The following is a 23,755-nucleotide window of genomic DNA, read 5'->3' as shown; positions in this document are numbered from 1 at the left end:
AGATACTGAGTATGTTTCTGGGCCGGAAAAAGGGACCGGGAAGGGAGGATAGCGCGATCAGGTCGCGTCGTCGAAGGAGGCGCGGCTGCGGGGCGCCTCGGACTGCGAAGGGGCGTCCGAGGACTCGGAGGCGTCGGTGGAGGCGGACTCCGAAGACGTGCGCTTCGGTTTCGTCGACTCGCGGACCGCGCGGCCGGCGTCGTCGGCCTCGCGGGCGAGCTTCTGCGACTCGTCCGACAGCGGCTTGGTGGACTTCTTGAGGTCCTCGGCGGTCGCCTTCAGGGGGTTGGTCAGCATCGCCTGGTCGTCCTCGGACAGGACGTGCTTGCGCACGAACGCCTTCGGGTTCAGGTCCTCCGGCTTGACCTCCGTGCCGATCTCGCTGGAGAGGGTGTCCGCGGCGTTGGTCGCCATGGAGCGGAGCTTCGAGATGAACCGCCGGAGGTTGGCGATGGCCCCGGGGATCTTGTCGGGGCCCCAGAGGAGCAGGGCGAGCAAGATGAGGATGAGGAATCCAGGTCCCCCGATATTGCCGAGCACGTCCACCTCGCTTGCCGAATTGACAGGGTTCGGCTCCGCAGCCGGGAGAGGGGGCGCGGGGCCGATCTCAAGCGTAGGCCCCGCGCCGGTGAATGGCAACGGGGGCCGGGCAGAGATGGTTAACAATTCCGTTAACGTCACTGCCGGATCTCGGCGGGCGGGTCGGCCCGCCCGCCGCTTCGGGTCAGTCGGAGCCGGCGGCCAGCTCCACCTGCACGCTGTCGTCCTCGCCGTCGCGCCGGTACTCGACCGTCACCGACTCGCCCGGGGCGTGCTTGCGCACCAGGGCGACCAGTTCGGTGTTGTCCGTCACCGGCTTCCCGGAGAAGGAGAGGAGGACGTCGCCGCTCTTCAGCCCGGCCCTCTCGGCGGGGGAGTCCTTGACGATCTCCTGGAGCTCGACCCCGACCCCGGCCTTGGGGCGCCCGAGCGTGGCGCCGAAGACGGTCCGCGAGGCCTTGCCGGTCTCGATGATCTCGTCGGCGATGCGCTTGGCCTGGTTGATCGGGATGGCGAATCCGATGCCGATATTGCCGGCCTGCCCCTGCTCGTTGGCGAAGGAGGCGATGGCCGAGTTGATCCCCACGACCTGCCCGGCCATGTCGGTCAGCGCGCCGCCCGAGTTGCCCGGGTTGATCGCGGCGTCGGTCTGGATCGCGGCCATGACCGACTCGGTCGACCCGTCGTCGCTCTGCGTCATCACGGGGCGGTCCAGCGCCGAGACGATGCCGGTGGTCACCGTCGAGGACAGGCCCAGCGGGGCGCCGATGGCGATCACCGGGTCGCCGGAGGCGAGCTTGTCGGAGTCGGCCAGCTTCATCGGCTGGAACTCCTCTCCCTCTATTTTGATCACCGCCACGTCGGAGGCCGGGTCGCTCCCGATCGGCTCGGCCTCGAAGATCCGCCCGTCGGAGAACTGCACCTGGAGGCCGTCGACGGGTTCGTCGCTCCCGGCGGCGGCCACGTGGTGGTTGGTGAGGATGTGGCCCTCCTTCGAGATGACGAAGCCCGAACCGTTGCCGCCGTCCGGCGTCAGGATGGTGACCACGGACGGCAGGATCTCCTCGACCACCCCGGCCACGGAATCGGGGTCGCGGTCGACGACCGGGTCGCCGCCGGCGGAAGTCGTGCCCGTGACGGGCTTCAGGTCGCCGAGCAGGTAAGTCGAGAGGACCGCGCCCAGCACCGAGGCGATCACCGCGGTGACCGCGCACAGCACCGTGACCGCACCGAGCCCGACCGTCTTGGGCGCCGGCGGCGGTGGGACGGACGGTTCGGTGGGAGGCGGCGGCGGAGCCGGCAGCCGGACCTGCGCGGGAGACTGTGGATTGCGCCAGGGGTCCTCGGCGGCCCCCGGATTCCAGCTGGCGGAGGAACCGCCCAGCGGAGGGGGAGTGGCCTGGGGCCCGGGAGAGTTGGCAGCGCTCATAGTGCAATTCTCTTCGACTTCGTGTACCGGCGGGTGGATTTCGGCCCACGGGGAGGCCCCGAGGGCTGACTACAGTCTGCCTCAGCCCGTCGAGTCGGGGAACGGGGGCGCGGCTCGGAGTTCGTTGAGATTCGGGTCGCGGACAGGGAGGGAGGACCTGGCGGGGAGCGCTCTTCCCGGGGCACCGTCGTCCGGGCGGCGGTCGGGGAAGGAGCGGGACGGCGCCCGGGAGGGCACCGTCCCGGGGTCTTCATCGGACACGGAGTCCGCCGTGGCGGACGCGTCCCGCGGGCCGACTCGGAGGCGGGGTTCCGCGCCCGCCGACCGAACCCGGAGGGACGGGTGCGGGCCGCGGGTTCCGAGGCCGCCGGCCGGACCCGGCGCACTGGGCGGGGGCGGCCGACAGTCGGGAGTCCGCGTGCGGGCGGCTGAGGTTGGTTCACCACCGTGCGACCGCGGAACGGGGTGGTAGGGAGGGACCGTTATTCGACTAGAGCGACTTGCAGTTCCTTGGCGAGGGTCTTGGCCTCGTCCTCGGTCATCTCCACGACGAGCCGGCCTCCGCCCTCCAGCGGGACGCGCAGGATGATCCCCCGCCCCTCCTGGCTGACCTCCAGAGGGCCGTCGCTCGTTCGCGGTTTCATAGCCGCCATGTTTGTCTCCCCTCGGTGAGCAATGTCGCAGCTGCGACCTGACGTAGCTGAGTCAATTTTCCCCTACCGGCCCGTCGGGGTCCAATCCGGCCCCAGTGTGTTCTCCGAAAAATCGCATTTCGCCCAAATCGACATATGCTTGATAACCGAAATCTCATGGTAGAACACGTGTTTTAGAACAGGACCGGGGTCATTGACTTGCGTCACACCCCCGGCGGGCGCAGAGGGGGAGCCGCCCCGGCGGCTCCCCCTCTGCTTATCGCCTCTTCCGGTCAGGTCGTCCGGTGGTGCTTCGGGCGGACGACCATCCACACAATGAGCGCGGCGATGCCGGCCCCGGCGGCGACGGCCGCGATGAACGTGTTGTAAGTGCCGGGCAGACCCAGGTCGAAGAACTCGGCCAGCGGCGGGATGAACAGAGTCAGCGCGAAGGCCCCGCCGCAGCAGAGGACCAGGACGCCCTTCCAGAGGCGGTAGGGCCGCGACACGAGGGCCAGGGCGGTCAGCGCGACGGCGAAGAGCACGATGGCGGCCGTCGTCTGCCCCGGGGTGGCGCCGTCGACCTCGCTGGGGGTTCCGCCGGTGCCGTGCCACCAGACGGCGACATAGGCGCCGAAGGTCGCCAGGGCGGCGATCAGGCCCGCGGGGATGGCGAACCTGAGGACCCTGGTGACGAAGCCGGGCCTCGCCCTGTCGAAGGTCGGCGCCAGAGCGAGGAAGAAGGCCGGGATGCCGATCGTCAGCGAGCCGATGATCGTCACGTGGATGGGGAAGAAGGGGTAGGGGAGCGCGTCGGTGTCCCCCGCCCACGCGACGACCGCGCCGACGGCGATGAACAGGGCGAGGCAGATCGAGTAGATCGTCTTGGTGAGGAAGAGGTTGGAGACGCGCTCGATATTGCCCAGCACGCGGCGCCCCTCGGCCACCACGTGCGGCATGGTGGCGAACTCGTCGTCGAGCAGGACGATCTGAGCGACCGAGCGGGCGGCGGGAGAGCCGGAGCCCATCGCGATGCCCAGGTCGGAGTCCTTGAGCGCCAGGGTGTCGTTGACGCCGTCGCCGGTCATGGCGACAGTGTGCCCCTTCGACTGCAGGGCCTTGACGAACGACCGCTTCTGGTGGGGGCTGACGCGGCCGAAGACGGTGTTCTCCTCCAGCACCCGGGCCAGCTCCGCCGGGTCGTCCTCGGGCAGGGTGCGGGCGTCGACGGTGTTGCCCGCCCCGGCGACGTCCAACTGGGCGGCGACCGCGCCGACGGCGGCGGGGGAGTCGCCGGAGATGATCTTGACGGCCACGCCCTGCTCGTCGAAGTAGGCGAGCGTCTCGGCGGCGGTCGAGCGGAGGCGCTGCTTCAGGACGACCAGCGCCCGGGCCTCGACGCCGCGGGCGCCGCCGGTCGTGGTGGCCTCCTCGGCCGTCGCGAGCACCAGGACGCGAAGGCCCTGGGCGGAGAGGACGTCGGCCTCCAGGGCCGTGGGGTCGTCGCGGTCGAGCAGGACGTCGGGGGCGCCGAGCAGCCAGGTGCCGTTGTCGGTGAAGCGCACGCCGCTCCACTTCCGCGCCGAGGAGAAAGGCATGGTCTCGATGACCCGCCAGCCGGGATCGGCGACGCCCTCGGCGTCGAGGTACTCCTCCACGGCCCGCATGGTCGGATTGGGGCTGTCGTCGGCGTGCGCGAGCGCCGAGAGGACGACGGTGACCGACAGGCCGTCGAGCGAGGCGTCGTCCTCGGCCCGCTCGACCGGGCGGATCTCCTGGACGTCCATGCCGCCCTCGGTGAGCGTCCCGGTCTTGTCGAGGCACAGCACGTCGGTCCGCGCGAGCCCCTCGATGGCGGGCAGCTCCTGGACGAGGCACTGGCGCCGGCCCAGGCGGATGACGCCCACCGCGAAGGCGATGGACGTCAGCAGGACCAGCCCCTCGGGGATCATCGGCACAATCCCGGCCACTGTGGACAGGATGTTGTCGAGGACGCTGTCGCCGTTGGCCAGCGCCTGGCCGAGGATGAGCAGCAGGGCGATGGGGATGATCAGCCAGGTGATGATCTTGATGAAGCGGTTGATGCCGTCGCGCAGGTCCGAGTGGGAGAGGTGGAACTGGCTGGCCTCCTCGACCAGCTTCGCGGCGAAGGACTCGTTGCCGACCCGCTCGGCCCGGAAGAGGCCGGTGCCGGCGACGACGAACGATCCGCTCTTGAGTTCGTCGTCGAGGTCCTTGGCCACCGGGTCGGCCTCCCCGGTCAGCAGCGACTCGTCGACCTCCAGGTTGGACGACTCGACGACCGGGCCGTCGACGAGGATCCTGTCGCCCGGGGCGAGGCGGATCAGGTCGTCCTTGACGATGTCGACCGGGGCGTGCTCGTCGGCCTGGCCGTCGCGGACGATCGTCACCTTGGCCTGGTTGACCAGGGACAGCTTGTCCAGCGTCCGCTTGGCCCGGACCTCCTGGAAGGTCCCGATGGCGGCGTTGACGACGATCACGAATCCGAAGAGGCCCTGCTTGAAGCCGATCCAGCCGTCCTGGTAGACGGCGACGGAGATGGCGATGACCGCCAGGACGAAGATGACGGTGTTGAACAGGGTCAGCAGGTTGGCCCGGAGGATGGCCGAGAGGGGGCGCGAGGTGCGGCGCTTGGCGTCGTTGACGAGGCCTGCTTGGCGGCGCTCTTCCACCTCGGCGGAGGTCAGTCCGAGGCGGGAGTCCAGAACGGGTGTAGTCACACCGCAAAGTTTAGGCTATGAGGACACTTATATGGCCCGTTGGTCGACGCCGGTCACGCGGCCCCTCCCGGAGGCGGGGGCGGCCGGAGGCGAGCCCCGCCGCGTGCCCGCCCTCGCGCCCTGCCGCGCCCGCCGCGCGCCCGCCGCGCGAAACCCATGTGGCTCCCGGCCCCGGTCACACGTAAGATGGTCGGCATGGCCAAAGTACTCACAAGTCAAGCCGAGGACTTCCCTCGCTGGTATCAAGACGTCGTCTCCAAAGCGCAGCTGGCCGAGAACGGGCCGGCCAAGGGCCAGCAGGTGATTCGACCGACCGGCTTCGCCCTGTGGGAACGCATGGTCGACGAGCTCGACGAGCGCATCAAGGAGACCGGCACCGAGAACGCCTCGTTCCCCCTGCTGATCCCCGAGTCGTACTTCGCCAAGGAGGCCGACCACGTCGAGGGCTTCGCCCCCGAGGTCTGGATGGTCACCCACGGCGGCGGCAAGGAGCTGGAGGAGAAGCTCGCCGTGCGGCCCACCTCCGAGGCCATCATCGGCGAGTACATGGCCAAGTGGACCAAGTCCTACCGAGACTTGCCCCTGCTGCTCAACCAGTGGGCCAATGTCATGCGCTACGAGCTGCGCACCCGCCTGTTCCTGCGCTCCTCGGAGTTCCTGTGGCAGGAGGGCCACACCGCCCACGCCTCCTACGAGGACGCGCACGCGTTCACCCTGCGCATCCTCCACGACGTGTACGCCGACTTCATGGAGAACGTGCTCGCCGTCCCGGTGCTGCGCGGCATCAAGACCGTCGACGAGCGCTTCGCCGGCGCCCTGAACACCTTCTGCGTGGAGGCGTTCATGCGCGACAACAAGGCCCTCCAGATGGGCACCAGCCACGAGCTGGGCCAGAACTTCTCCAAGGCCTTCAACATCCAGTTCCAGGGCGAGGACGGGCAGCAGCACCTCGCCTGGACCACGTCGTGGGGAACCTCGACGCGCATGGTCGGCGGGCTCATCATGTGCCACGGGGACGACTCGGGACTGCGCGTCCCGCCGAACCTGGCGCCCGTGCAGGCCCACGTCATGGTCGTCAAGGACTCCGACGAGGTGCACGCCGAGGCCGAGCGGATCCACGCGGCGCTCAAGGCCGCCGGCGTCCGCGCCAAGCTCGACCTGCGCGGCGACGTGGCCTTCGGGCGCCGCGCGGTCGACGCCGAGCTCAAGGGCTACCCGGTCCGCATCGAGATCGGCCCCCGCGACCTCAAGGAGGGGCAGGCCACCATCGCGCGCCGCATCGCCGGCACCAAGGAGCCGGTCGCCCTGGACGGCGTCGTCAAGGCCGTCGAGGCCGCCCTGGAAGAGGACCAGAAGGCCCTGTTCGACGAGGCGCTCGACCGCCGCGTCTCGGCCACCCGCGAGGTCGCGACCCTGGCGGAGGCCGTCGAGGTCGCCCAGACAGGGCTGGCCCGCGTGCCGTGGAGCGCCGTCGGCGTCGAGGGCGAGGCCGAGGCCGCCAAGTCGGGCGTCACCGTCCGCTGCCTGCAGCGCGAGGACGGCTCGGTGCCGGACACCCTCGAGGAGGAGGGCCTGGTCGCGTACCTGGCCCGCGCCTACTGAGCCGCCGCGTCCGGGCGGCCCGCCGGGCTCCGCGACGGGCGGACGTTCCTCCAGGTCGGCCGCCGTGCCGGGCGGTCCGGCAGTTAGACAGCCCACGCCGGGGGTCCGAGACGAGGTCTCGGGCCCCCGGACTGCTATGATTGGCCACTGTATTTCGGCTTTCGGGCGGCTGCCCTCTTCTACCGCGACGTGAGCCAAGTCGAGCACGGTCCTAGCCGTGCGGCGAGTCCATTTCTCCACGTGGACGAACCGCGCCGCGAACCCGTGCGTGTCCTCAATGGAGATAAATCAAGTGGCAGTCAAGATTCGCCTCACCCGTATGGGCAAGATCCGTTCGCCCCAGTACCGCATCGTCGTCGTCGACTCGCGCGTCAAGCGCGACGGCAAGTACATCGAGAACCTGGGCATCTACCAGCCGAAGGCCAACCCGTCGGTCATCCAGGTGAACTCCGAGCGCGTCCACCACTGGCTGAAGGTCGGCGCCCAGCCCTCCGACACGGTCCGCAGCATCCTGGCCCGCACCGGTGACTGGCAGAAGTTCAAGGGCCTCACCGCCCCGGGCGAGCTGAAGGTCGCCGAGGCCAAGGTCGACCGCGACACCCAGTACGAGGCCGCCCTGAAGGACGCCGGCATCGACCGTGCCGCCGCGCCGGTCGCGGAGCCCAAAAAGGAGTCCAAGAAGGAGGCCTCCGAGGAGGCCAAGACCGAAGAGGCTCCTGCGGAGTAAGGGCTTCCTGGCGTGCTACTGTACTTGTAGCCGAGGCGGACAGCACGCCTAGAAGTCTCTACCGCGGCGCGCGGAGCGCAGGCCGACGAGCCGGCGTGGGGCCGCGGTCGCCCAGCGGTGGAGGCGAGCAAGCCTCCAGCGAATTCACAGAAAGTGGGAACCGCCCATGTTGCGACCGGCGCTTGAGCATCTGGTCAAAGGTATCGTCGCCCATCCTGACGATGTTCGGGTCCGACTGGTCGACTCGCGGCGCGGCAAGCGCCTCGAAGTGCGCGTCCACCCCGACGACCTGGGAACGGTCATCGGCCGCGGGGGCCGCACCATCAACGCGCTGCGCCAGGTGATCACCTCTGTCGGTGGTCGCGGTGTCCGCGTCGAGGTCGTCGAAGGATACTAGGCGACACGCAAACGCAGAGAAGCCCAGCGGTGACGCTGGGCTTCTTTTTTCGGTTCATATGAGAGGGATTCACATATGGAAGAGGTAGTGGTCGGCCGCGTGGCCAAACCACACGGGCTCAAAGGCGAGGTCGCCGTCGAGGTGCACACCGACGAGCCCGAGTCGCGGTTCACCGCCGGCAGGGTCTTCCGCACCGACCGGGGAGAGCTGACCGTCGAGTCCGTCCGCTTCCACAAGGGCCGGCCGATGCTGCGCTTCGCCGAAGTGCCCGGCCGCAACGAGGCCGAGGAACTGCGCGGGCTGTACCTGCGCATGGACATCGACCCCGACGAGGTCACCGGCGAGGACGAGTTCCACGACGTCGACCTGCTCGGGCTCACCGTCGTCCACGAGGGCGAGGCGGTCGGCGAGGTGCAGCGCGTGGACCACGGCCCCGCCTACGAGACCCTCGTCGTCAAGCGCCGGGGGACGCATCCCGCGCTCATCCCCTTCGTCGAGGCCATGATCGTCGACATCGACCTCGACGAGGAGACCCTCACCGTCGACCTCCCCGAGGGACTGCTGGACCTGTTATGCGCATCGACATCGTCTCCGTCTTCCCGGAGTACTTCGCCCCCCTCGAACTCTCCCTCATCGGCCGCGCCCGGGAGCGGGGCCTGCTCGAGGTCAACACCCACGACCTCCGCAAGTGGACGCACGACGTCCACCACTCCGTCGACGGCCCGCCCGCCGGCGGCGGCGCCGGCATGGTGATGAAGCCCGGCCCGTGGGGCGAGTGCCTCGACGAGCTCGTCCCCGGCCCCGAAGTGCCGCACCTGCTGGTCACCTCCCCGGCCGGACGGCCCCTGACCCAGGAGTTCGCCCGCGAGCTGGCCGCCGAACCGTGGCTGCTCTTCGGCTGCGGGCGCTACGAGGGCCTCGACCAGCGCGTCGTCGACCACGCCTCCGAGCGCATGCGCGTCACCGAGGTCTCCCTCGGCGACTACGTCCTCTTCGGGGGAGAGGTCGCCGCGCTGACCGTCGTCGAGGCCGTCACCCGGCTCCTCCCCGGAGTCCTCGGCAACGCCGCCAGCCTCGACGAGGAGTCCCACACCGGCGGGCTCCTGGAGGCGCCGGCCTACACCAAGCCCGCCGAGTGGCGCGGCCACGAGGTCCCCGACGTGCTGCGCTCCGGCGACCACGGCAAGGTCGACCGGTGGCGCCGAGATCAATCTCTCATCCGCACCGTCGAGCGCCGGCCCGATTTGATCGCCCGACTCGACCCGGGTACCCTGGACGAACGTGACCGGCGTCTGATCGAGCAGGCCGGGCTCGCTCCGCCTCGAGACGATGAGGCAGAATCAAAGGGTTGACGCCTCCATGCGGGGTGCGTCGACAATGCGGTTCGCGGACTCCGGTCCGCGCCTATCCCGACGTCCCGACCGGGACCACTCGGGATTGTAAGACAACTACGACTTTCAACGAGGTTCTCATGAACATTCTGGATGAGCTGAACGCGCAGTCGCTGCGCGCCGACGTCCCGGACTTCCGCGCCGGCGACACCGTCCGTATCCACGTCCGCGTCCAGGAGGGCTCCCGCTCGCGTATCCAGGTGTTCCAGGGCACCGTCATCCGCCGCCACGGCGCCGGAATCGGCGAGACCTTCACCGTCCGCAAGCTGAGCTTCGGCACCGGCGTCGAGCGCACCTTCCCGGTGCACGGCCCCATGATCGACAAGATCGAGATCGCCGCCCGCGGCAAGGTCCGCCGCGCCAAGCTCTACTACCTCCGCGACCGCGTCGGCAAGGCCGCGAAGGTCAAGGAGAAGCGCGAGAAGTAGACTCACCGCGTGGGAACGCGCAAGAGACTCCGCAAGCCGCCGCCCGCAGAGGGCGGCGGCTTGTCGCGTACCGGGGGCCCGGAGGGCGGGCAGGCCGGCGACTCGACGGTCATGATCCCGCGCCTGAGGATGCGCAAACCCCGCCGCCCCGTGACCGACTCCCGTCTGGCGCACGGCAACCGGCGCCACTACCTCTCCCTCTGGATCGAACTGCCCCTCCTCCTCGTTGTCGCCTTCTGCGCGGCCGTGCTGCTGCGGACCTTCGTCGTGCAGCCCTTCTTCATCCCTTCCGGATCCATGGAGCGGACCCTGGAGGAGGGCGACCGCGTCATCGTCCTCAAACTGACCGCCGAGCTGCGCGAGCCCCAGCGGGGCGAGGTCGTCGTCTTCCGCGGCACCGACAAGTGGGCCCCCGAGACCCGCGTCGACGAGAACGGCGGCGTGCCGGGCACCGTCCTGAGGACGCTGTCCGACCTCGTCGGCCTCGGCCAGCCCGACGAGAAGGACTTCATCAAGCGCGTCATCGCCACCGAGGGCGACACGGTCGCCTGCTGCGACGGGGACGGCAACGTGACCGTCAACGGCAGTCCCCTCGACGAGTCCGAGTACCTCTACGAGAACGCCCCGCTCGACCTCCCGCCCGGAACCTGCCACTCCCGCGTCTTCGACGAGGTCACCGTGCCGGAGAACCACGTCTTCGTCATGGGCGACCACCGCGGCGACTCGCGCGACTCGCGCTGCCAGGGGCCGGTGCCGGTGGAGAACATCCTCGGGAGGGCCGTCTACCTCGCCTGGCCCACCTCGCGCGCGGGGCCGCTGGAGATCCCCGAGGCGTTCTCCGAGCTCGATTGACCGGCGCCCCATAGATGTTTGTGAGATTCTAAGCAACGACCGCGTTCTCACGGTGTGTGATGAACCCTGCGTGTGAACGGGCGGGTGAGGCGAGCGCCGGAGCGGCGACGCCTTAGACTCGTAGTGTGATCGATGAAGGCAGCAACCCCAAGCCGGACCCCTCGTCCGAGGGCGGCGACCCCGAGCAGGACGCCAAGGCACCCGAACGCAAGAAGACCTCCCTGTGGAAGGAGATCCCCATTCTCCTGGGGATCGCGATCGTGGTGGCGATCGTGGTGCGCTCCTTCGTCATGCAGACGTACTTCATCCCCTCGGGGTCGATGGAGCACACACTCGACATCGACGACCGCGTGCTGGTGAACAAGCTCGTGTACCTCTTCGACGAGCCCGACCGCGGCGAAGTGATCGTCTTCCACGCGCCCGACTCCTGGAAGACCTTCCCCGGCAACGGGGACGAGGAGTTCATCAAGCGCGTCATCGCCACCGGCGGCGACACCGTCGAGTGCTGCGACGAGCAGGGCCGCATCCTGGTCAACGGGCAGCCGCTCGACGAGACCGAGTACCTCTACACGGACGACGCGACCGGGGAGCGGGACGCCCCCAGCCGCGACAAGTTCTCGGTGACCGTCCCCGCCGACCGCCTGTGGGTCATGGGCGACCACCGCTCCGACTCCGGCGACAGCCGCGAGAGCTACGTCAGGACCGGCGACGTCACCCAGTCGACGATCCCCGAGGACGAAGTGGTGGGCAAGGCCTTCGCGCTCTTCTGGCCGTTCGACCGCGCCCGGTGGCTGTCGATCCCGGACACGTTCGACGACGTGCCCGCCAGCCCGCCGGCCCGGTGACGCTCCGCCCGCGACGCGCCCGGGTGTCGCGCCGGGCGGGACTCTACGCCTGTGAATCGGCGCTGGCGAGGAACGGCCTCGGCCCCGTCGCCGGCGTCGACGAAGCGGGGCGCGGCTGCTGCGCCGGCCCCCTCGTGGTCGCCGCGGTGGTCCTGCCCCCCTCCAGCCGCGTCCCCGAGCTGAACGACTCCAAACTGCTCACCGAGGCCGGCCGCGAACGCGTCTACGCGGCCCTCGAACGCAGCCGCGTCCCCTCGGCGACCGTGGTTTACGAGGCCTCCGAAGTCGACGCGCGCGGCGTCGGCGCCTGCAACCTGGAGGGCATGCGGAGGGCCGTGGCCCGCCTCGAAGCGAGGCCGCGCTACGCGCTGACCGACGGGTTCGCTGTCAGCGGAATGCCCTGCCCCTCGCTCGGCGTGGTCAAGGGCGACCGGACGGTGGCGGCCATAGCCGCCGCCGGAGTCGTCGCCAAAGTCGAACGCGACCGCCGTATGCAGGAACTCGACGCCCTCTACCCCGAGTACGGCTTCGCCGGGCACAAGGGCTACGGCACCGAGGGCCACATGCGGGCCCTCTCCGAACACGGCCCCTGCCCCGAGCACAGGATGAGTTTTTCCAACGTCGCCGCCCTCGCGGGAGCGGGGCGCGCGGACGGGCGAGTAGAGTAGAGAAGCCACGCAATAGGAAGCCTCAGGGGGAGCATTGAGCGCTGAAGATCTCGAAAAATACGAGACCGACATGGAGTTGAAGCTCTACCACGAATACCGCGACATCGTCCGACAGTTCACCTACGTGGTCGAGACCGAGCGGCGCTTCTACCTCGCCAACGCGGTCGAGGTCCACGTACGCGGCTCGGAGTCGGAGACCTATTTCGAGGTGGAGATGACCGACGCCTGGGTGTGGGACATGTACCGTCCGGCCCGGTTCGTCAAGACCGTCCGCGTGCTCACGTTCAAGGACGTCAACGTCGAAGAGCTGGACAAACCCGAACTGTCCCTTCCCTAGCGTCCGGATCCCGGGAGGTGGGGCGTGCGTCTCAGCGGCGCTCGGCCCCCGGCCCCACTGGTTAAGATGGCTGCGTGTCAACTCTTCGCGAAATAGCCGGGACGTATACGAACCTGTCGTCGAACTCGGCCGAGCACCTGCAGCGCCTGGTGTCCGAATGGCAGCTCCTCGCCGACCTGTCCTTCGCGGACTTCCTCCTCTGGGGAGCGGTCGCCGACCGCCCCGGCACCTACGTCTGCCTGGCCCAGGTCCGCCCCACGACCAGCCAGACGGCCTACGAGGAGGACCAGGTCGGCCGGTTGATCTCCGGCATCGAGGCCCAACCGGTGCACACCGCCTTCACCGAGAAGGCCATCTACCGCGAGGGCGACCCCGTCTGGCACGGCGACGTCGCCGCGCGGCACGAGTCCATCCCGGTGCGCCGGCGCGACCGCAACCAGGTCATCGCCGTGGCGGCCCGCGACACCAACCTCTCCGACACCCGCTCGCCCTCCCACCTCGAACTCAACTACCTCAAGACCGCCGACTACCTGGTGCAGATGCTCAGCGACGGCGGCTTCCCCCCGCCGCTGCTGCCCGGAGAGCCCACCACGGCCCCGCGCATCGGCGACGGCCTGGTCCGCATAGGCGCCGACGGCCTCGTCCGGTACGCCTCCCCGAACGCCCTGAGCGCCTTCCGCCGCATGGGCGTCACCGGCCACTTGCGCGACCGCAACCTCATGGACCTCATCCGCAACCTGACGACCGACCCCGACGCGGGAGCGGACTCCGCCAAGCGCATCGGCGAGGCGCTAGCCGGGGAGACGCCGCGGCGCCGCCAGATCGAGGCCAAGGGCGCCACGATCCTCATGCGCGCGCTGCCGCTGCGCCCCGAGGGCAAGGCGGCCGGGGCGCTCGTCCTGGTGCGCGACATGACCGAGATCCGCCGCCTCGACCGCGAGCTGGTCACCAAGGACGCCACGATCCGCGAGATCCACCACCGCGTCAAGAACAACCTGCAGACCGTCGCCGCGCTGCTGCGCCTGCAGGCCCGGCGCGTCGGAGTCCCGCAGGCGAGGCTGGCCCTGGAGGAGTCGGTGCGCCGCGTCGCGTCGATCGCCCTCGTCCACGAGACGCTCTCGCAGTCGAACGACGAGGCGGTGGGCTTCGACCTGATCGTCGACCGCGTCGCCTCCATGGCCGCCGAGGTCTCGGCCGCCGAGTCGAAGGTGGTGCTGCGCCGCGAGGGCACCTTCGGCGTCCTCCCCAGCGAGGTGGCGACCCCGCTGGTCATGGTCATCAACGAGCTCATCCAGAACGCCGTGGAGCACGCCTACGAACCCGGAGCGGCCGGGGAAGTGGTCATCGACGTGGAGCGGGACGGCGACTACTTCACCGTCTTCGTCCGCGACTTCGGCAGGGGGCTGCCGGAGGGCTTCTCCGTGGCCAACTCCAACCGCCTGGGCCTCCAGATCGTGCACACCCTCGTGACCGGCGAGCTGCGCGGGACGATCGAGATGCGCCCCGGACCGGAGGTCGGCACCGAAGCGGTGCTGAAGTTCAACCTGCAGTAGCCGCCGCGGCCGGCCGCGCGAGAGCGCCGGACTGAACGAGGGGGGAGCGGTTCGCCGCTCCCCCCTCGTTCAGTCCGCTCCTACTCGCTGCCGAGCTTCACCTCGACCGTCTGCGACTCGCCGTCGCGGTCGAAGGAGACCGACAGGCTGTCGCCCGGCTGCTTCTCCTTCACCGCCTGCACCACCTCGGCGGCCGTGGTGATGTTCTCGCCGTCGATGGCGGTGATGACGTCGCCGGCCCGCAGGCCCGCCTCCTCGGCTGGAGAACCCTCCGACACCTCGATGACCATGGCCCCGTCCTGCACCTGCGCCACGCGCACGCCCAGGTAGCCCTGCTCCACCGAGCCCTTCTCGATGAGCTGGTCGACGACCTCCTCGACCTGGTTGGACGGGATGGCGAAGCCCAGCCCGATGTTGCCCGACTCGGTCGAGGCGATCGCGGTGTTGATGCCGATCAGCTGCCCGGACCCGTTGACCAGGGCGCCGCCCGAGTTGCCCATGTTGATGGCCGCGTCGGTCTGGATCAGCCCGTCGAGGGTCTCCGAGGAGGTCCGGCCGAAGCCCTGGTCGTTCTTGTCGGAGATGGACAGGGACCGGTTGAGCGACGAGACGATCCCCTGCGTGACGGTGCCCTGCAGGCCCAGCGGCGAGCCGATGGCGATCGCCACGTCGCCCACCTGCAGGCCCGCCGAGTCGCCGAACTCCATCGGCCTGAGGCTGTCGCTCGCGTCGACCTTGATCACGGCCAGGTCCTGGCTCGGGTCGGCGGCCTTGACGACGCCCTCCGCGGAGGAGCCGTCGGAGAAGCGCACCTCGACCCGGTCGGCCCCGGAGACGACGTGGTTGTTGGTGACGATGTAGCCGTTCTCGTCGTACACCACGCCCGAACCCTCGGAATTGCCCGCGACGATGGCGACCACCGACGGCGTGACCTCGTCGGCGATCTCCGTGTAGGTCTTGCCCTGGCCGGCGTCCATGGACGGCGACTGGACGACGGTCGTGTCGCCCCCTCCGGCGAAGTAGCCGGCGACGCCGCCGGCCGCGCCGCCGAGGAGGAGGGCCACCAGGCCGATCGCGACGACCCTGCCGGCCGACCCCTTCTTCCTCGGCTCCGGCGGCGGACCGCCGACCGGAGCGCCCGCCCCGTACGGCGGGGGAGGAGGCGTGGAGCCCGGAGGCATCATCTGCGTGTTGTTGAACGGCTGCGGGGACCCCGAGGCGGTGAAGGCGGCGGCCTCGCCCTGCGGCGACTCGCGCGGACCGCCGTTCGATGCCGCCGCGGCGGGCTCAGCGGGATCAGAGGGCGCGGCGGGCGCGGCGGGCATGACCGGATCAGCGATCTCTGAGGGCCCGGGAGGCGGAGTCTCAGGCGATTCTGAGGCGGCGGGGAAGGTCCGCGTCGCGTCTTCGGCGGGGGGCCGCGGTTCGGAGTGCGGCGGTCCGGCGGCGTCTTCACTGGTGGACGGCGTCGGGCCCGCCTCTTCGGAAGGGCCCCGGTCCGGTTCGGGGCGGTTTTCGTCAGTATCGCTCATGCCATAGAGGATGCCTGGTCAGAGTGTGTCTTCGCTGGGAAAACGACCTAAATTGTCTCAGAAGACACCACAGGGCGACGCCGGTCAGCGTTCCTCCGGCTCGCCCTCGGAGGCGGCCTCCGGCGGCTCCACGACGTGTAGTTCCACCGTGAAGCACGCGCCCTCGCCGAGGGCGGACTCCACCGCGACCGAGCCGTGGTGGGCCTTGACGATCGCCGCCACGATGGCCAGGCCCAGGCCGTGGCCCCCGGACTGACCCGGCTGCGAGACGGGCCCGGCGGTCCGGTAGAACCGCTGGAACACGCGCCTCCGGTCCTCCTCGGTCATGCCCGGGCCGTCGTCGCGGACGTCGACGGCCACCGACGACCCGTCCTCGGAGAGGCGCACCGCCAGCGTCACCTCCGTCCCCGCCGGGGTGTGCCGCACGGCGTTGCCCAGCAGGTTGTCGAAGACCTGCCGCAGGCGCGACCGGTCGCCCGCCACGACGACGTCGCGGTCGGGGCCCTCGTAGGCGAAACCGTGGTCGGCGCCCGAGACCTGGGCGGCCGAGACGGCGTCGACCAGGATCGACGTCAGCTCCACCGGACGCAGCTCGATGGGCCGCTCCTGGTCGAGCCGGGCCAGCAGCAGCAGGTCGGAGACGAGCAGGCCCATGCGCTTGGCCGACTCCTCGATCTGGCCGATGTAGTACTGGCGGTCGCCCTCCGGCATGCCCGGATTGGTGCGCACCAGCTCGGCATAGCCGCGCACGCTGGTCAGGGGCGTCCGCAGCTCGTGCGAGGCGTCGGCGATGAACTCGCGCATCCGCTGCTCGGAGTGCAGGGCCCGCTCCTCGGAGCGCTCGCGGTCGCGGATGGAGACCTCGATCTTCTTGAGCATCGAGTTGATGGCCACGCCCACCCGGCCCATCTCCGTCTGCGGGTCGCGGTCGGGAACGCGGCGCGAGTAGTCGCCGGCGGCGATGATCGCGGCGGTAGTCTCGATCTGCCGCAGCGGCGAGAGCGAGGCGCGCACGAGGCCGGCGCCGAGCGTGGCGAGCCCGGCCAGCACGCCGGTCCCCACGAGGATGATGACCCACACCAGGCCCGCCACGGCCTGGTCGAAGTGGTCCAGCTTGTAGGTGAGCGCGTAATACGCCGGCCCCGTCCCGTCGCCGCCGGAGTCGACCGGCAGCGCCAGGACGCGCCAGCGCACCGAGCCGTCGGCGGCCAGGGCGGTGAAGGCCCGCCCGTCGGCGTCCACGACGTCGTCGACGGTGAACGAGGGCGCCGCGTCGGGCTTGTTCGGCCGCATCTCCTGGCGGCCGTCGGCGTACACGGCGAAGAAGTAGTACTGGGTGGGCCGGAACGAGTTGTCCGACTCGGTGCTCTGGGCGATCTCGGCGGGTTTGAGGCGCTCCAGGCGGTTCTTCAGCTCGGCGTCGACCGTGGAGAGGAAGTAGGTGTGCAGGGCGACCAGAGCGGCCACGGAGATCAGCACGAGCGAGCCCGCGACCAGGACGAGAACCGAGGCCGTCAGCCGGACCCGCAGCGGCGTGCGGTCCCACTTGCGCCGCAGGCCGCGCCGGAAGTCCCCCGCCTCGCGGCGCATTCCCCCGAGCACGCCGGGCCCCTACTTCGTCGGCTCGCGCAGGACGTAGCCGATCCCGCGCAGGGTCTGGATCAGCTTGGGCTCCCCCGTGTCGACCTTGCGTCGCAGGTAGGAGACGTAGGACTCGACGATTCCGTCGTCGCCGCGGAAGTCGTAGCGCCAGACGTGGTCGAGGATCTGGGCCTTGGACAGCACGCGCCCGGCGTTGATCATGAAGTACTGCAGCAGCTTGAACTCGGTGGGGGACAGCTGCACGGGGTCGCCGCCGCGCCACACCTCGTGGGTCTCCTCGTCCAGCTCGAGGTCGGCGTACTTCAGGCGCGCGGGGCGCGGCAGGTTGCCGTCGGCGCGGCGCAGGACGGCGCGGATGCGCGCCACGACCTCTTCCAGGGCGAAGGGCTTGGTCACGTAGTCGTCGCCACCGGCGGCCAGGCCGCGGACGGTGTCGGAGGTGTCGTCGCGCGCGGTCAGGTACACCACCGGGGTGGCGTCGGAACCCGAGCGCATGCGCTTGACGATCTCGAATCCGTCCAGGTCCGGCAGGTTGACGTCGAGCACGACCAGGTCGGGCCTCACGCGGGCGATCTGGCGCAGCGCCTCGGTCCCGGTGGCGGCGGTCTCCACCCCGAAACCGGCGTAGCGCAGGGACGTCGCCAGCAGTTCGCGGATGTTCTCCTCGTCCTCGACGACGAGCAGTGCTGCCTCGGTATCACCTGTGCTGTCCGACATGGCACCTCCCTTTCACTGCCTCCCCACATTACGCGACAGACCCGATCGGGCGACAAGCCGCGGGGCGGGGGAGTACCCCGCGACAACCCCTGTGGTGTAGATCAATCACGTTCTCCCCGCGGGGTGCGCGGCCGTGTCGCACCCCTGGTCTAGACTCTGCCGAATGACCGGCCTCGCGCATCTGCCGTCCGGCGGCCGAGTCGGATAGACTGGACGGGGCAAGCGGATGCCGCGGCCGAGAGCGGCGGCGTCCAACGATATCCGCACACGACCCCGGTCCGGTTCCCCGGACCGGCGACGAACTCTGTGATTGCAGGTGAGCCACAGTGACGCTCTCTATCGAGACCACTACCGCCGACCACACCGACCCCGCCTCCAAGGACGAGGCGAAGGGTCCCTCGCGCGGCTCCGCGGTGACCGTCAAACTCGCCGGCGAGGTCGACTACGCCACCGCGCCCCAGATCCGGACGGCCATCACCGAGGCGCTCGAGGCGGGCGGGGTGAGCGTCGTCCACGTCGACGTCGCCGACGTGACCGTCCTCGACTCGACCGGCATCGGCACCATCGTCGTCGCCTACCGCATCGCCCGCGACATGGGCGTGAGCCTCGCCGTCGTCAACCCCAACCGCTTCATCACCCGGCTGTTCACCGTCGTCGGGGCCGAGGAGCTGCTCGCCGAGCCGACCGACACCTTCACCGCGAAGGACGCGGCGACCGCGAACTGAGACCCGCAAACCATTGAGCACACCCCCGTTGGTGATTCAATCCGCAGCCGGGCAGTGCAATTTTAGAATTGTCACATTGCGCTCTATCCTGGCTGTAGGAAGACCCATGTCTTCGCTCCGGAGCGGCAGGGAACGCATCCACCCCGCCGCCGGGGGCAGAGCAACCAAGCGTCCGCTACAGAAGAGGCGATGAAGCCGTGTCGAGTTCGACTCCGGGCAATCCGTTGACCGATTTCGGAGCCAATGAATGGCTCGTCAACGAGATGTATGAACGTTTCCAGGAAGACCCCCAGAGCGTGAGCCCGCTGTGGAGGGAGTTCTTCTCCGATACAGTCGCCGGCGATCAGACCCCGGCCGCGGAGGCCGAGGCGACCCCCTCCCCGAAACCCCAGCCCGAGAAACCCGCGCCCGTGAGCGCCGCGCCCGCGAGCGAGACCGCCGCGGCGAAACCGGCCCCGGCCGCCCGGCCCGCCCCGGCCCAGCCCGAGAACACGCCCGCGAAGTCTTCCACCCAGCAGCCGAGAACCGAGAAAGCCACCACTGTGAGCGAAGCAGGCACCAAGCCACTCAAGGGCGTCGCCGCCAAGGTCGCCCAGAACATGGACGCCTCCCTGTCCATCCCGACCGCCACCAGCGTCCGCGCCGTCCCGGCGAAACTGCTCTTCGACAACCGCGTGGTCATCAACAACCACCTCAAGCGCTCCCGCGGCGGCAAGGTCTCCTTCACCCACCTCATCGGCTACGCGCTCGTCCAGGCCCTCAAGGCCTTCCCGGGCATGAACAACTCGTTCGCCACCGACGAGAAGGGCAAGCCGCAGCTGGTCGTGCCCGAGCACATCAACCTCGGCCTGGCGATCGACCTCGCCAAGCCCGACGGCTCGCGCACCCTCGTCGTACCCTCCATCAAGGCGACCGAGGAGATGGACTTCCGCCAGTTCTGGCAGGCCTACGAGGACCTCGTCCGCAAGGCCCGCAACAACAAGCTGACCATGGACGACCACCAGGGCGCCACCGCGACCCTGACCAACCCCGGCGGCATCGGCACCGTCCACTCCGTGCCGCGCCTGATGAAGGGCCAGGGCCTCATCGTCGGCGTCGGCGCCATGGAGGTCCCCGCCGAGTTCGCCGGAGCCAGCGACGAGACCCTCGCCGAGGCCGCGATCTCCAAGATCATGACGGTCACCTCGACCTACGACCACCGCATCATCCAGGGCGCCGAGTCCGGCGAGTTCCTCAAGACCGTCCACCAGCTGCTGCTGGGCGACGAGTTCTGGGACTCCGTCTTCGAGAGCCTGCGCATCCCCTACGAGCCGGTCCGCTGGACCCGCGACGTGGCCAAGACCCACGAGGGCCAGATCGACAAGGCCGCCCGCGTCGTCGAGCTCATCCACGCCTACCGCGTCCGCGGCCACCTCATGGCCGACACCAACCCGCTGACCTACGAGCGCCGCCAGCACCCGGACCTCGACATCCGCTCGCACGGCCTCACCCTGTGGGACCTGGACCGCACCTTCGCCGTCGGCGGCTTCGCCGGAGAGCAGCGCATGACCCTGCGCGACATCCTCGGCGTCCTGCGCGACTCCTACTGCCGCCGCGTCGGCGTGGAGTACATGCACATCCAGGACCCGGAGGAGCGCGCCTGGCTGCAGGAGCGCATCGAGCGCCCCTTCGCCAAGCCGGACGTGGCCGACCAGAAGCACATCCTCGGCCGCCTCAACGCCGCCGAGGCCTTCGAGACGTTCCTGCACACCAAGTTCGTCGGACAGAAGCGCTTCAGCCTCGAGGGCGGCGAGTCGCTCATCCCGCTGCTCGACCAGGTCCTCACCTCGGCCGCCCGCGACGACCTCGACGAGGTCGTCATCGGCATGCCGCACCGCGGCCGCCTCAACGTCCTGGCCAACATCGTGGGCAAGAAGCTGTCCAAGATCTTCACCGAGTTCGAGGGCCACATCGACCCCAACTCCGTGGGCGGCTCCGGCGACGTCAAGTACCACCTCGGCATGACCGGCACCTTCCACACGCCGGCCGAGGACGCCGACACCACGGTCTCCGTCACCGCCAACCCGAGCCACCTGGAGGCGGTCAACCCCGTCGCCGAGGGCATCGTCCGGGCCAAGCAGGACCAGATCGACCTCGGCGAGGACGGCTTCACCGTCATGCCGCTGCTCATCCACGGCGACGCGGCCTTCGCCGGCCAGGGCGTCGTGGCCGAGACGCTCAACCTCTCCCAGCTGCGCGGCTACCGCACCGGCGGCACCGTCCACGTCATCGTGAACAACCAGGTCGGCTTCACCACCGCCCCGGCCCACTCGCGCTCCACGCTCTACTGCACCGACGTGGCCCGCATGGTCCAGGCGCCGATCTTCCACGTCAACGGCGACGACCCGGAGGCCGTCTGCGAGGTCGCGAAGCTCGCCTTCGCCTACCGCCAGCAGTTCCACAAGGACGTCGTCATCGACATGGTCTGCTACCGCCGCCGCGGCCACAACGAGGGCGACGACCCGAAGATGACCAACCCGTCGATGTACAACGTCATCGACTCCAAGCGCTCGGTCCGCAAGCTCTACACGCAGGACCTCATCGGGCGCGGCGACATCACCATGGAGGACGCCGAGGAGGCGCTCGCCGACTACCAGGCCCAGCTGGAGCGCGTCTTCCGCGAGACCAAGGAGGCGCTGGCCGACACGCAGGGCCCGACCCCGTGGCACAACGACCCGGCTCCGCTCAAGGAGATCGACACGGCCGTCGACGCCTCGACGATCGCGCAGATCGGCAAGGCGCACATGGAGCTCCCCGAGGGCTTCCAGCCGCACAAGGCCGTCCGCCGCGTCCTGGAGAAGCGCGCCGAGAGCGCCGTCTCCGGAGGCATCGACTGGTCCTTCGCCGAGATCCTGGCCTACGGCTCGCTCCTCATGGAGGGCCGCGACGTGCGGCTCGCCGGACAGGACTCGCGCCGCGGGACCTTCGTGCAGCGCCACAGCGTCGTCATCGACCAGAACAGCCAGCAGGAGTACACGCCGATCGCGAACCTCGGCGAGGGCCACGGCCGCTTCTTCGTGTACGACTCCCTGCTCAGCGAGTACGCCGCCATGGGCTTCGAGTACGGCTACTCCGTGGAGAAGCCCGACACGCTGGTCAAGTGGGAGGCCCAGTTCGGCGACTTCGCCAACGGCTCGCAGACGGTCGCCGACGAGTTCATCTCCTCCGGCGAGGCCAAGTGGGGGCAGCGCTCCGGCATGGTCCTGCTCCTGCCGCACGGCCACGAGGGCGCCGGCCCGGACCACACCTCCGGCCGCCCCGAGCGCTGGCTGCAGATGGCCGCCGACGACAACATGCGCATCGTCAACATCTCGACTCCGGCCAACTACTTCCACCTGCTGCGCCGCCAGGCGCTCGACGACGTCAAGAAGCCGCTGGTGGTCTTCACGCCGAAGTCCCTGCTGCGCAACAAGGCCGCGGTGTCCTCCGTCGAGGACTTCACCCAGGGCCGCTACCAGCCGGTCATCACCGACCCGGGCACGGCCGACGGAACCGTCGACCCGGCCAAGGTCGAGCGCGTCCTGCTGTGCAGCGGCAAGGTCTACTACGACCTGCTCAAGGCCCGCGCCGACCGCGGCCGCGAGGACATCGCCCTGGTGCGCGTCGAGCAGCTCTACCCGCTGCCGGCCGACGAGATCCGCGCCGCCCTGGCGCAGTTCCCCAACGCGACCGAGACCGCCTGGGTCCAGGAGGAGCCGGCCAACCAGGGAGCCTGGAGCTACATCGCGCTGAACCTGCTGGAGAAGATGGACGGCGTGCACCTGCGCCGTATCTCCCGCCCGGCCGCCGCCGCGCCCTCCACCGGTTCGCCGAAGGTCCACGACGTCGAGCAGAAGGCGCTCATCGACGTCGCCGTCCCGAACAAGTAGGCGACCCGACCGGCTGAGGCACGGCCCGGCTCCCGGGGGAGTCCGAGGACCGCCGACGCCGGCACAGCACGACAGCGGGGGCCGCGTGAGATCTCACGCGGCCCCCGCTTCTTCCGTTCGTCCCGTACCGGGGTCTGCCGGGATCCTCAGTCCGGATCCCGCGCCCACAGATTCCCCTCCCGGGACTCGCTCCCCGCCACAGCCGTTGACGGGGCCCGGGCCCTCCGTTCCCGGCCGGCCGGTTCTCGCCGCTAAGTTCCTTGGCCCCGGCGGCCGGTCCCGGTTCGGGCCCGCCGTCACTGCCTCACGAGGCACGACGAGGGCGTCCAGCCGACCGTCGTGCCCGAGCGCACGCGGATCCAAGTATTTTCCAGCGTCAGTCCGGCGCAGCTGAGGGCCTTGCCGCCTTCGACGGCGGAGCAGGAGCCGGCGACCTCGGTGTCCTGCGAGAGCCGCACGATGCGCTTGGCGCTCATCTTGGTGTCGCTGAAGATCGAGGCTCCGAAGGCCGCCTGGACGCGGTACTTGCATCCGATGGCGAGTTGCTCCTGCAGGTCCTCGTCGTACAGGGCGTGCTTGGCGCGGATGCGCCGCGCCGAACCGGTGCTCTCGGCCTCGCCGGAGGCACCGTCGGTGGCCGTGTCGGCCCCGCCGGCGACGGCGAACGCGGCCTCGCCGTTGCTCAGGTCGGCGGTCTCCGCGGCGATCGCGGCGGCCGGCGGCCCGGCGTTCCGCTCCTCTGACGGTGCCGGGCCCGCGGCCACCATACTGGCCTCCTGTGCCAGCAGGATGACCGCCGCGACGGCGGCGCCTGCTATGACCAGCCGCTTGACGACCTTCTGCCGCCAAACGCGCTGGACACCGGTCGTCACGCCGGTCCAGAGTCTTTTCACCGGTTTCATGGCCTCTCCCTTCGGGGGTCCGGCGGGTTCCGTCCCGCGGACGCGCTACCCCTTAGCGTGAGGCCGACTCAGATTTTGCGCAGGGAAAACACGCAAAACCCTCGGGATCGTCGTAATTACGACAATGTGCACCGTAAGTCTCCGGGCGGCGTTTCCCTAGGTGATTGCTTCCTGTCGGTGGTGACTGCGGAATCGCGCCCCGGCAAGCCGTCTCCGTCCTTTCGCGC

The 23,755-nt window shown here is 69.8% G+C and carries 20 protein-coding genes and 1 pseudogene; 13 read left to right on the top strand and 8 right to left on the bottom strand.

Annotated features, from left to right (window positions below):
- Positions 1-57: 57 nt before the first annotated feature.
- From ACFTE1_RS15390 to ACFTE1_RS15375, 4 genes are all read right to left on the bottom strand, one after another.
- Entirely contained in the window at positions 58-540 is a 483-nt protein-coding gene (locus ACFTE1_RS15390) for a preprotein translocase subunit TatB (RefSeq protein WP_380621117.1), read from the bottom strand.
- A gap of 184 nt (positions 541-724) precedes the next feature.
- Complete coding sequence (locus ACFTE1_RS15385; protein ID WP_380621115.1) at positions 725-1,969, bottom strand: S1C family serine protease; 1,245 nt, start codon at positions 1,967-1,969, stop codon at positions 725-727.
- Between the two features lie 482 nt (positions 1,970-2,451).
- Complete coding sequence (locus tag ACFTE1_RS15380) at positions 2,452-2,622, bottom strand: DUF3117 domain-containing protein (RefSeq protein WP_380621113.1); 171 nt, start codon at positions 2,620-2,622, stop codon at positions 2,452-2,454.
- A 272-nt stretch (positions 2,623-2,894) separates the two neighbouring features.
- Complete coding sequence (locus tag ACFTE1_RS15375; RefSeq protein WP_380621111.1) at positions 2,895-5,342, bottom strand: HAD-IC family P-type ATPase; 2,448 nt, start codon at positions 5,340-5,342, stop codon at positions 2,895-2,897.
- A 195-nt stretch (positions 5,343-5,537) separates the two neighbouring features.
- Between ACFTE1_RS15375 and proS the strand changes: the two genes are divergently transcribed.
- From proS to ACFTE1_RS15320, 11 genes and pseudogenes are all read left to right on the top strand, one after another.
- Entirely contained in the window at positions 5,538-6,944 is a 1,407-nt protein-coding gene (gene proS / locus ACFTE1_RS15370; RefSeq protein WP_380621109.1) for a proline--tRNA ligase, read from the top strand.
- A 292-nt stretch (positions 6,945-7,236) separates the two neighbouring features.
- The gene (gene rpsP / locus ACFTE1_RS15365; protein WP_380621107.1) at positions 7,237-7,671 is read left to right on the top strand and encodes a 30S ribosomal protein S16; all 435 of its coding nucleotides are present in this window, start codon (positions 7,237-7,239) and stop codon (positions 7,669-7,671) included.
- A 166-nt stretch (positions 7,672-7,837) separates the two neighbouring features.
- Positions 7,838-8,068 carry an RNA-binding protein gene (locus ACFTE1_RS15360; protein WP_380621103.1) on the top strand — a complete coding sequence of 77 codons (231 nt, stop codon included), beginning with the start codon at positions 7,838-7,840 and terminating at the stop codon, positions 8,066-8,068.
- A gap of 75 nt (positions 8,069-8,143) precedes the next feature.
- Positions 8,144-8,620, top strand: a pseudogene (gene rimM / locus ACFTE1_RS15355) (ribosome maturation factor RimM); the annotation flags it as partial.
- Between the two features lie 20 nt (positions 8,621-8,640).
- A complete protein-coding gene (gene trmD / locus ACFTE1_RS15350) occupies positions 8,641-9,420 on the top strand; it encodes a tRNA (guanosine(37)-N1)-methyltransferase TrmD (RefSeq protein WP_380621101.1) in 780 nt (259 codons plus the stop codon).
- Between the two features lie 119 nt (positions 9,421-9,539).
- Complete coding sequence (gene rplS, locus ACFTE1_RS15345; protein WP_380621099.1) at positions 9,540-9,887, top strand: 50S ribosomal protein L19; 348 nt, start codon at positions 9,540-9,542, stop codon at positions 9,885-9,887.
- Between the two features lie 9 nt (positions 9,888-9,896).
- Positions 9,897-10,739, top strand: a complete 843-nt coding sequence (gene lepB / locus ACFTE1_RS15340) for a signal peptidase I (protein WP_380621097.1) — start codon at positions 9,897-9,899, stop codon at positions 10,737-10,739.
- A 221-nt stretch (positions 10,740-10,960) separates the two neighbouring features.
- Positions 10,961-11,584, top strand: coding sequence for a signal peptidase I (gene lepB / locus ACFTE1_RS15335; protein WP_380621697.1), 624 nt, complete (start codon positions 10,961-10,963; stop codon positions 11,582-11,584).
- Positions 11,581-12,252, top strand: coding sequence for a ribonuclease HII (locus tag ACFTE1_RS15330; RefSeq protein ID WP_380621095.1), 672 nt, complete (start codon positions 11,581-11,583; stop codon positions 12,250-12,252). The genes lepB (ACFTE1_RS15335) and ACFTE1_RS15330 overlap by 4 nt, the downstream gene beginning before the upstream one ends.
- A gap of 34 nt (positions 12,253-12,286) precedes the next feature.
- Positions 12,287-12,589: a DUF2469 domain-containing protein gene (locus ACFTE1_RS15325; RefSeq protein WP_380621093.1), complete on the top strand. Its 303-nt coding sequence runs from the start codon at positions 12,287-12,289 to the stop codon at positions 12,587-12,589.
- Between the two features lie 74 nt (positions 12,590-12,663).
- Entirely contained in the window at positions 12,664-14,142 is a 1,479-nt protein-coding gene (locus ACFTE1_RS15320) for a sensor histidine kinase (protein WP_380621091.1), read from the top strand.
- Between the two features lie 80 nt (positions 14,143-14,222).
- Here the strand turns inward: ACFTE1_RS15320 and ACFTE1_RS15315 are convergent, their stop codons facing one another.
- The 3 genes from ACFTE1_RS15315 to ACFTE1_RS15305 all read right to left on the bottom strand — a co-directional run bounded on the left by ACFTE1_RS15315 (position 14,223) and on the right by ACFTE1_RS15305 (position 17,993).
- A complete protein-coding gene (locus ACFTE1_RS15315) occupies positions 14,223-15,674 on the bottom strand; it encodes a S1C family serine protease (RefSeq protein ID WP_380621089.1) in 1,452 nt (483 codons plus the stop codon).
- 84 nt (positions 15,675-15,758) lie between these two features.
- Positions 15,759-17,276, bottom strand: coding sequence for a sensor histidine kinase (locus ACFTE1_RS15310; RefSeq protein WP_380621087.1), 1,518 nt, complete (start codon positions 17,274-17,276; stop codon positions 15,759-15,761).
- Between the two features lie 9 nt (positions 17,277-17,285).
- Positions 17,286-17,993, bottom strand: a complete 708-nt coding sequence (locus tag ACFTE1_RS15305) for a response regulator transcription factor (RefSeq protein WP_380621085.1) — start codon at positions 17,991-17,993, stop codon at positions 17,286-17,288.
- Positions 17,994-18,319: 326 nt separating this feature from the next.
- Here ACFTE1_RS15305 and ACFTE1_RS15300 point away from each other — a divergent pair, with 326 nt between their 5' ends.
- Together ACFTE1_RS15300 and ACFTE1_RS15295 are read left to right on the top strand one after the other, a co-directional pair.
- A complete protein-coding gene (locus ACFTE1_RS15300) occupies positions 18,320-18,718 on the top strand; it encodes an STAS domain-containing protein (RefSeq protein WP_380621083.1) in 399 nt (132 codons plus the stop codon).
- A gap of 197 nt (positions 18,719-18,915) precedes the next feature.
- Complete coding sequence (locus tag ACFTE1_RS15295; protein WP_380621081.1) at positions 18,916-22,626, top strand: multifunctional oxoglutarate decarboxylase/oxoglutarate dehydrogenase thiamine pyrophosphate-binding subunit/dihydrolipoyllysine-residue succinyltransferase subunit; 3,711 nt, start codon at positions 18,916-18,918, stop codon at positions 22,624-22,626.
- Between the two features lie 296 nt (positions 22,627-22,922).
- Here the strand turns inward: ACFTE1_RS15295 and ACFTE1_RS15290 are convergent, their stop codons facing one another.
- Entirely contained in the window at positions 22,923-23,528 is a 606-nt protein-coding gene (locus ACFTE1_RS15290; RefSeq protein WP_380621079.1) for a hypothetical protein, read from the bottom strand.
- Positions 23,529-23,755 lie beyond the last annotated feature (227 nt).

The organism is Salininema proteolyticum, from assembly GCF_042685645.1.
Lineage (GTDB): Bacteria > Actinomycetota > Actinomycetes > Mycobacteriales > Micromonosporaceae > Salininema > Salininema proteolyticum.
The sequence above is the reverse complement of the archived record's forward strand: the minus strand, read 5'-3'. Positions and strand labels throughout refer to the sequence as shown.

Bases quoted from the DNA above. Each gene is read 5' to 3' on its own strand.
- rplS (WP_380621099.1), top strand. From the start codon at position 9,540: ATGAACATTCTGGATGAGCTGAACGCGCAGTCGCTGCGCGCCGACGTC.
- ACFTE1_RS15315 (WP_380621089.1), bottom strand. From the start codon at position 15,674: ATGAGCGATACTGACGAAAACCGCCCCGAACCGGACCGGGGCCCTTCC.
- ACFTE1_RS15305 (WP_380621085.1), bottom strand. From the start codon at position 17,993: ATGTCGGACAGCACAGGTGATACCGAGGCAGCACTGCTCGTCGTCGAG.
- ACFTE1_RS15380 (WP_380621113.1), bottom strand. From the start codon at position 2,622: ATGGCGGCTATGAAACCGCGAACGAGCGACGGCCCTCTGGAGGTCAGC.
- ACFTE1_RS15360 (WP_380621103.1), top strand. From the start codon at position 7,838: ATGTTGCGACCGGCGCTTGAGCATCTGGTCAAAGGTATCGTCGCCCAT.
- ACFTE1_RS15385 (WP_380621115.1), bottom strand. From the start codon at position 1,969: ATGAGCGCTGCCAACTCTCCCGGGCCCCAGGCCACTCCCCCTCCGCTG.
- ACFTE1_RS15290 (WP_380621079.1), bottom strand. From the start codon at position 23,528: ATGAAACCGGTGAAAAGACTCTGGACCGGCGTGACGACCGGTGTCCAG.
- trmD (WP_380621101.1), top strand. From the start codon at position 8,641: ATGCGCATCGACATCGTCTCCGTCTTCCCGGAGTACTTCGCCCCCCTC.
- proS (WP_380621109.1), top strand. From the start codon at position 5,538: ATGGCCAAAGTACTCACAAGTCAAGCCGAGGACTTCCCTCGCTGGTAT.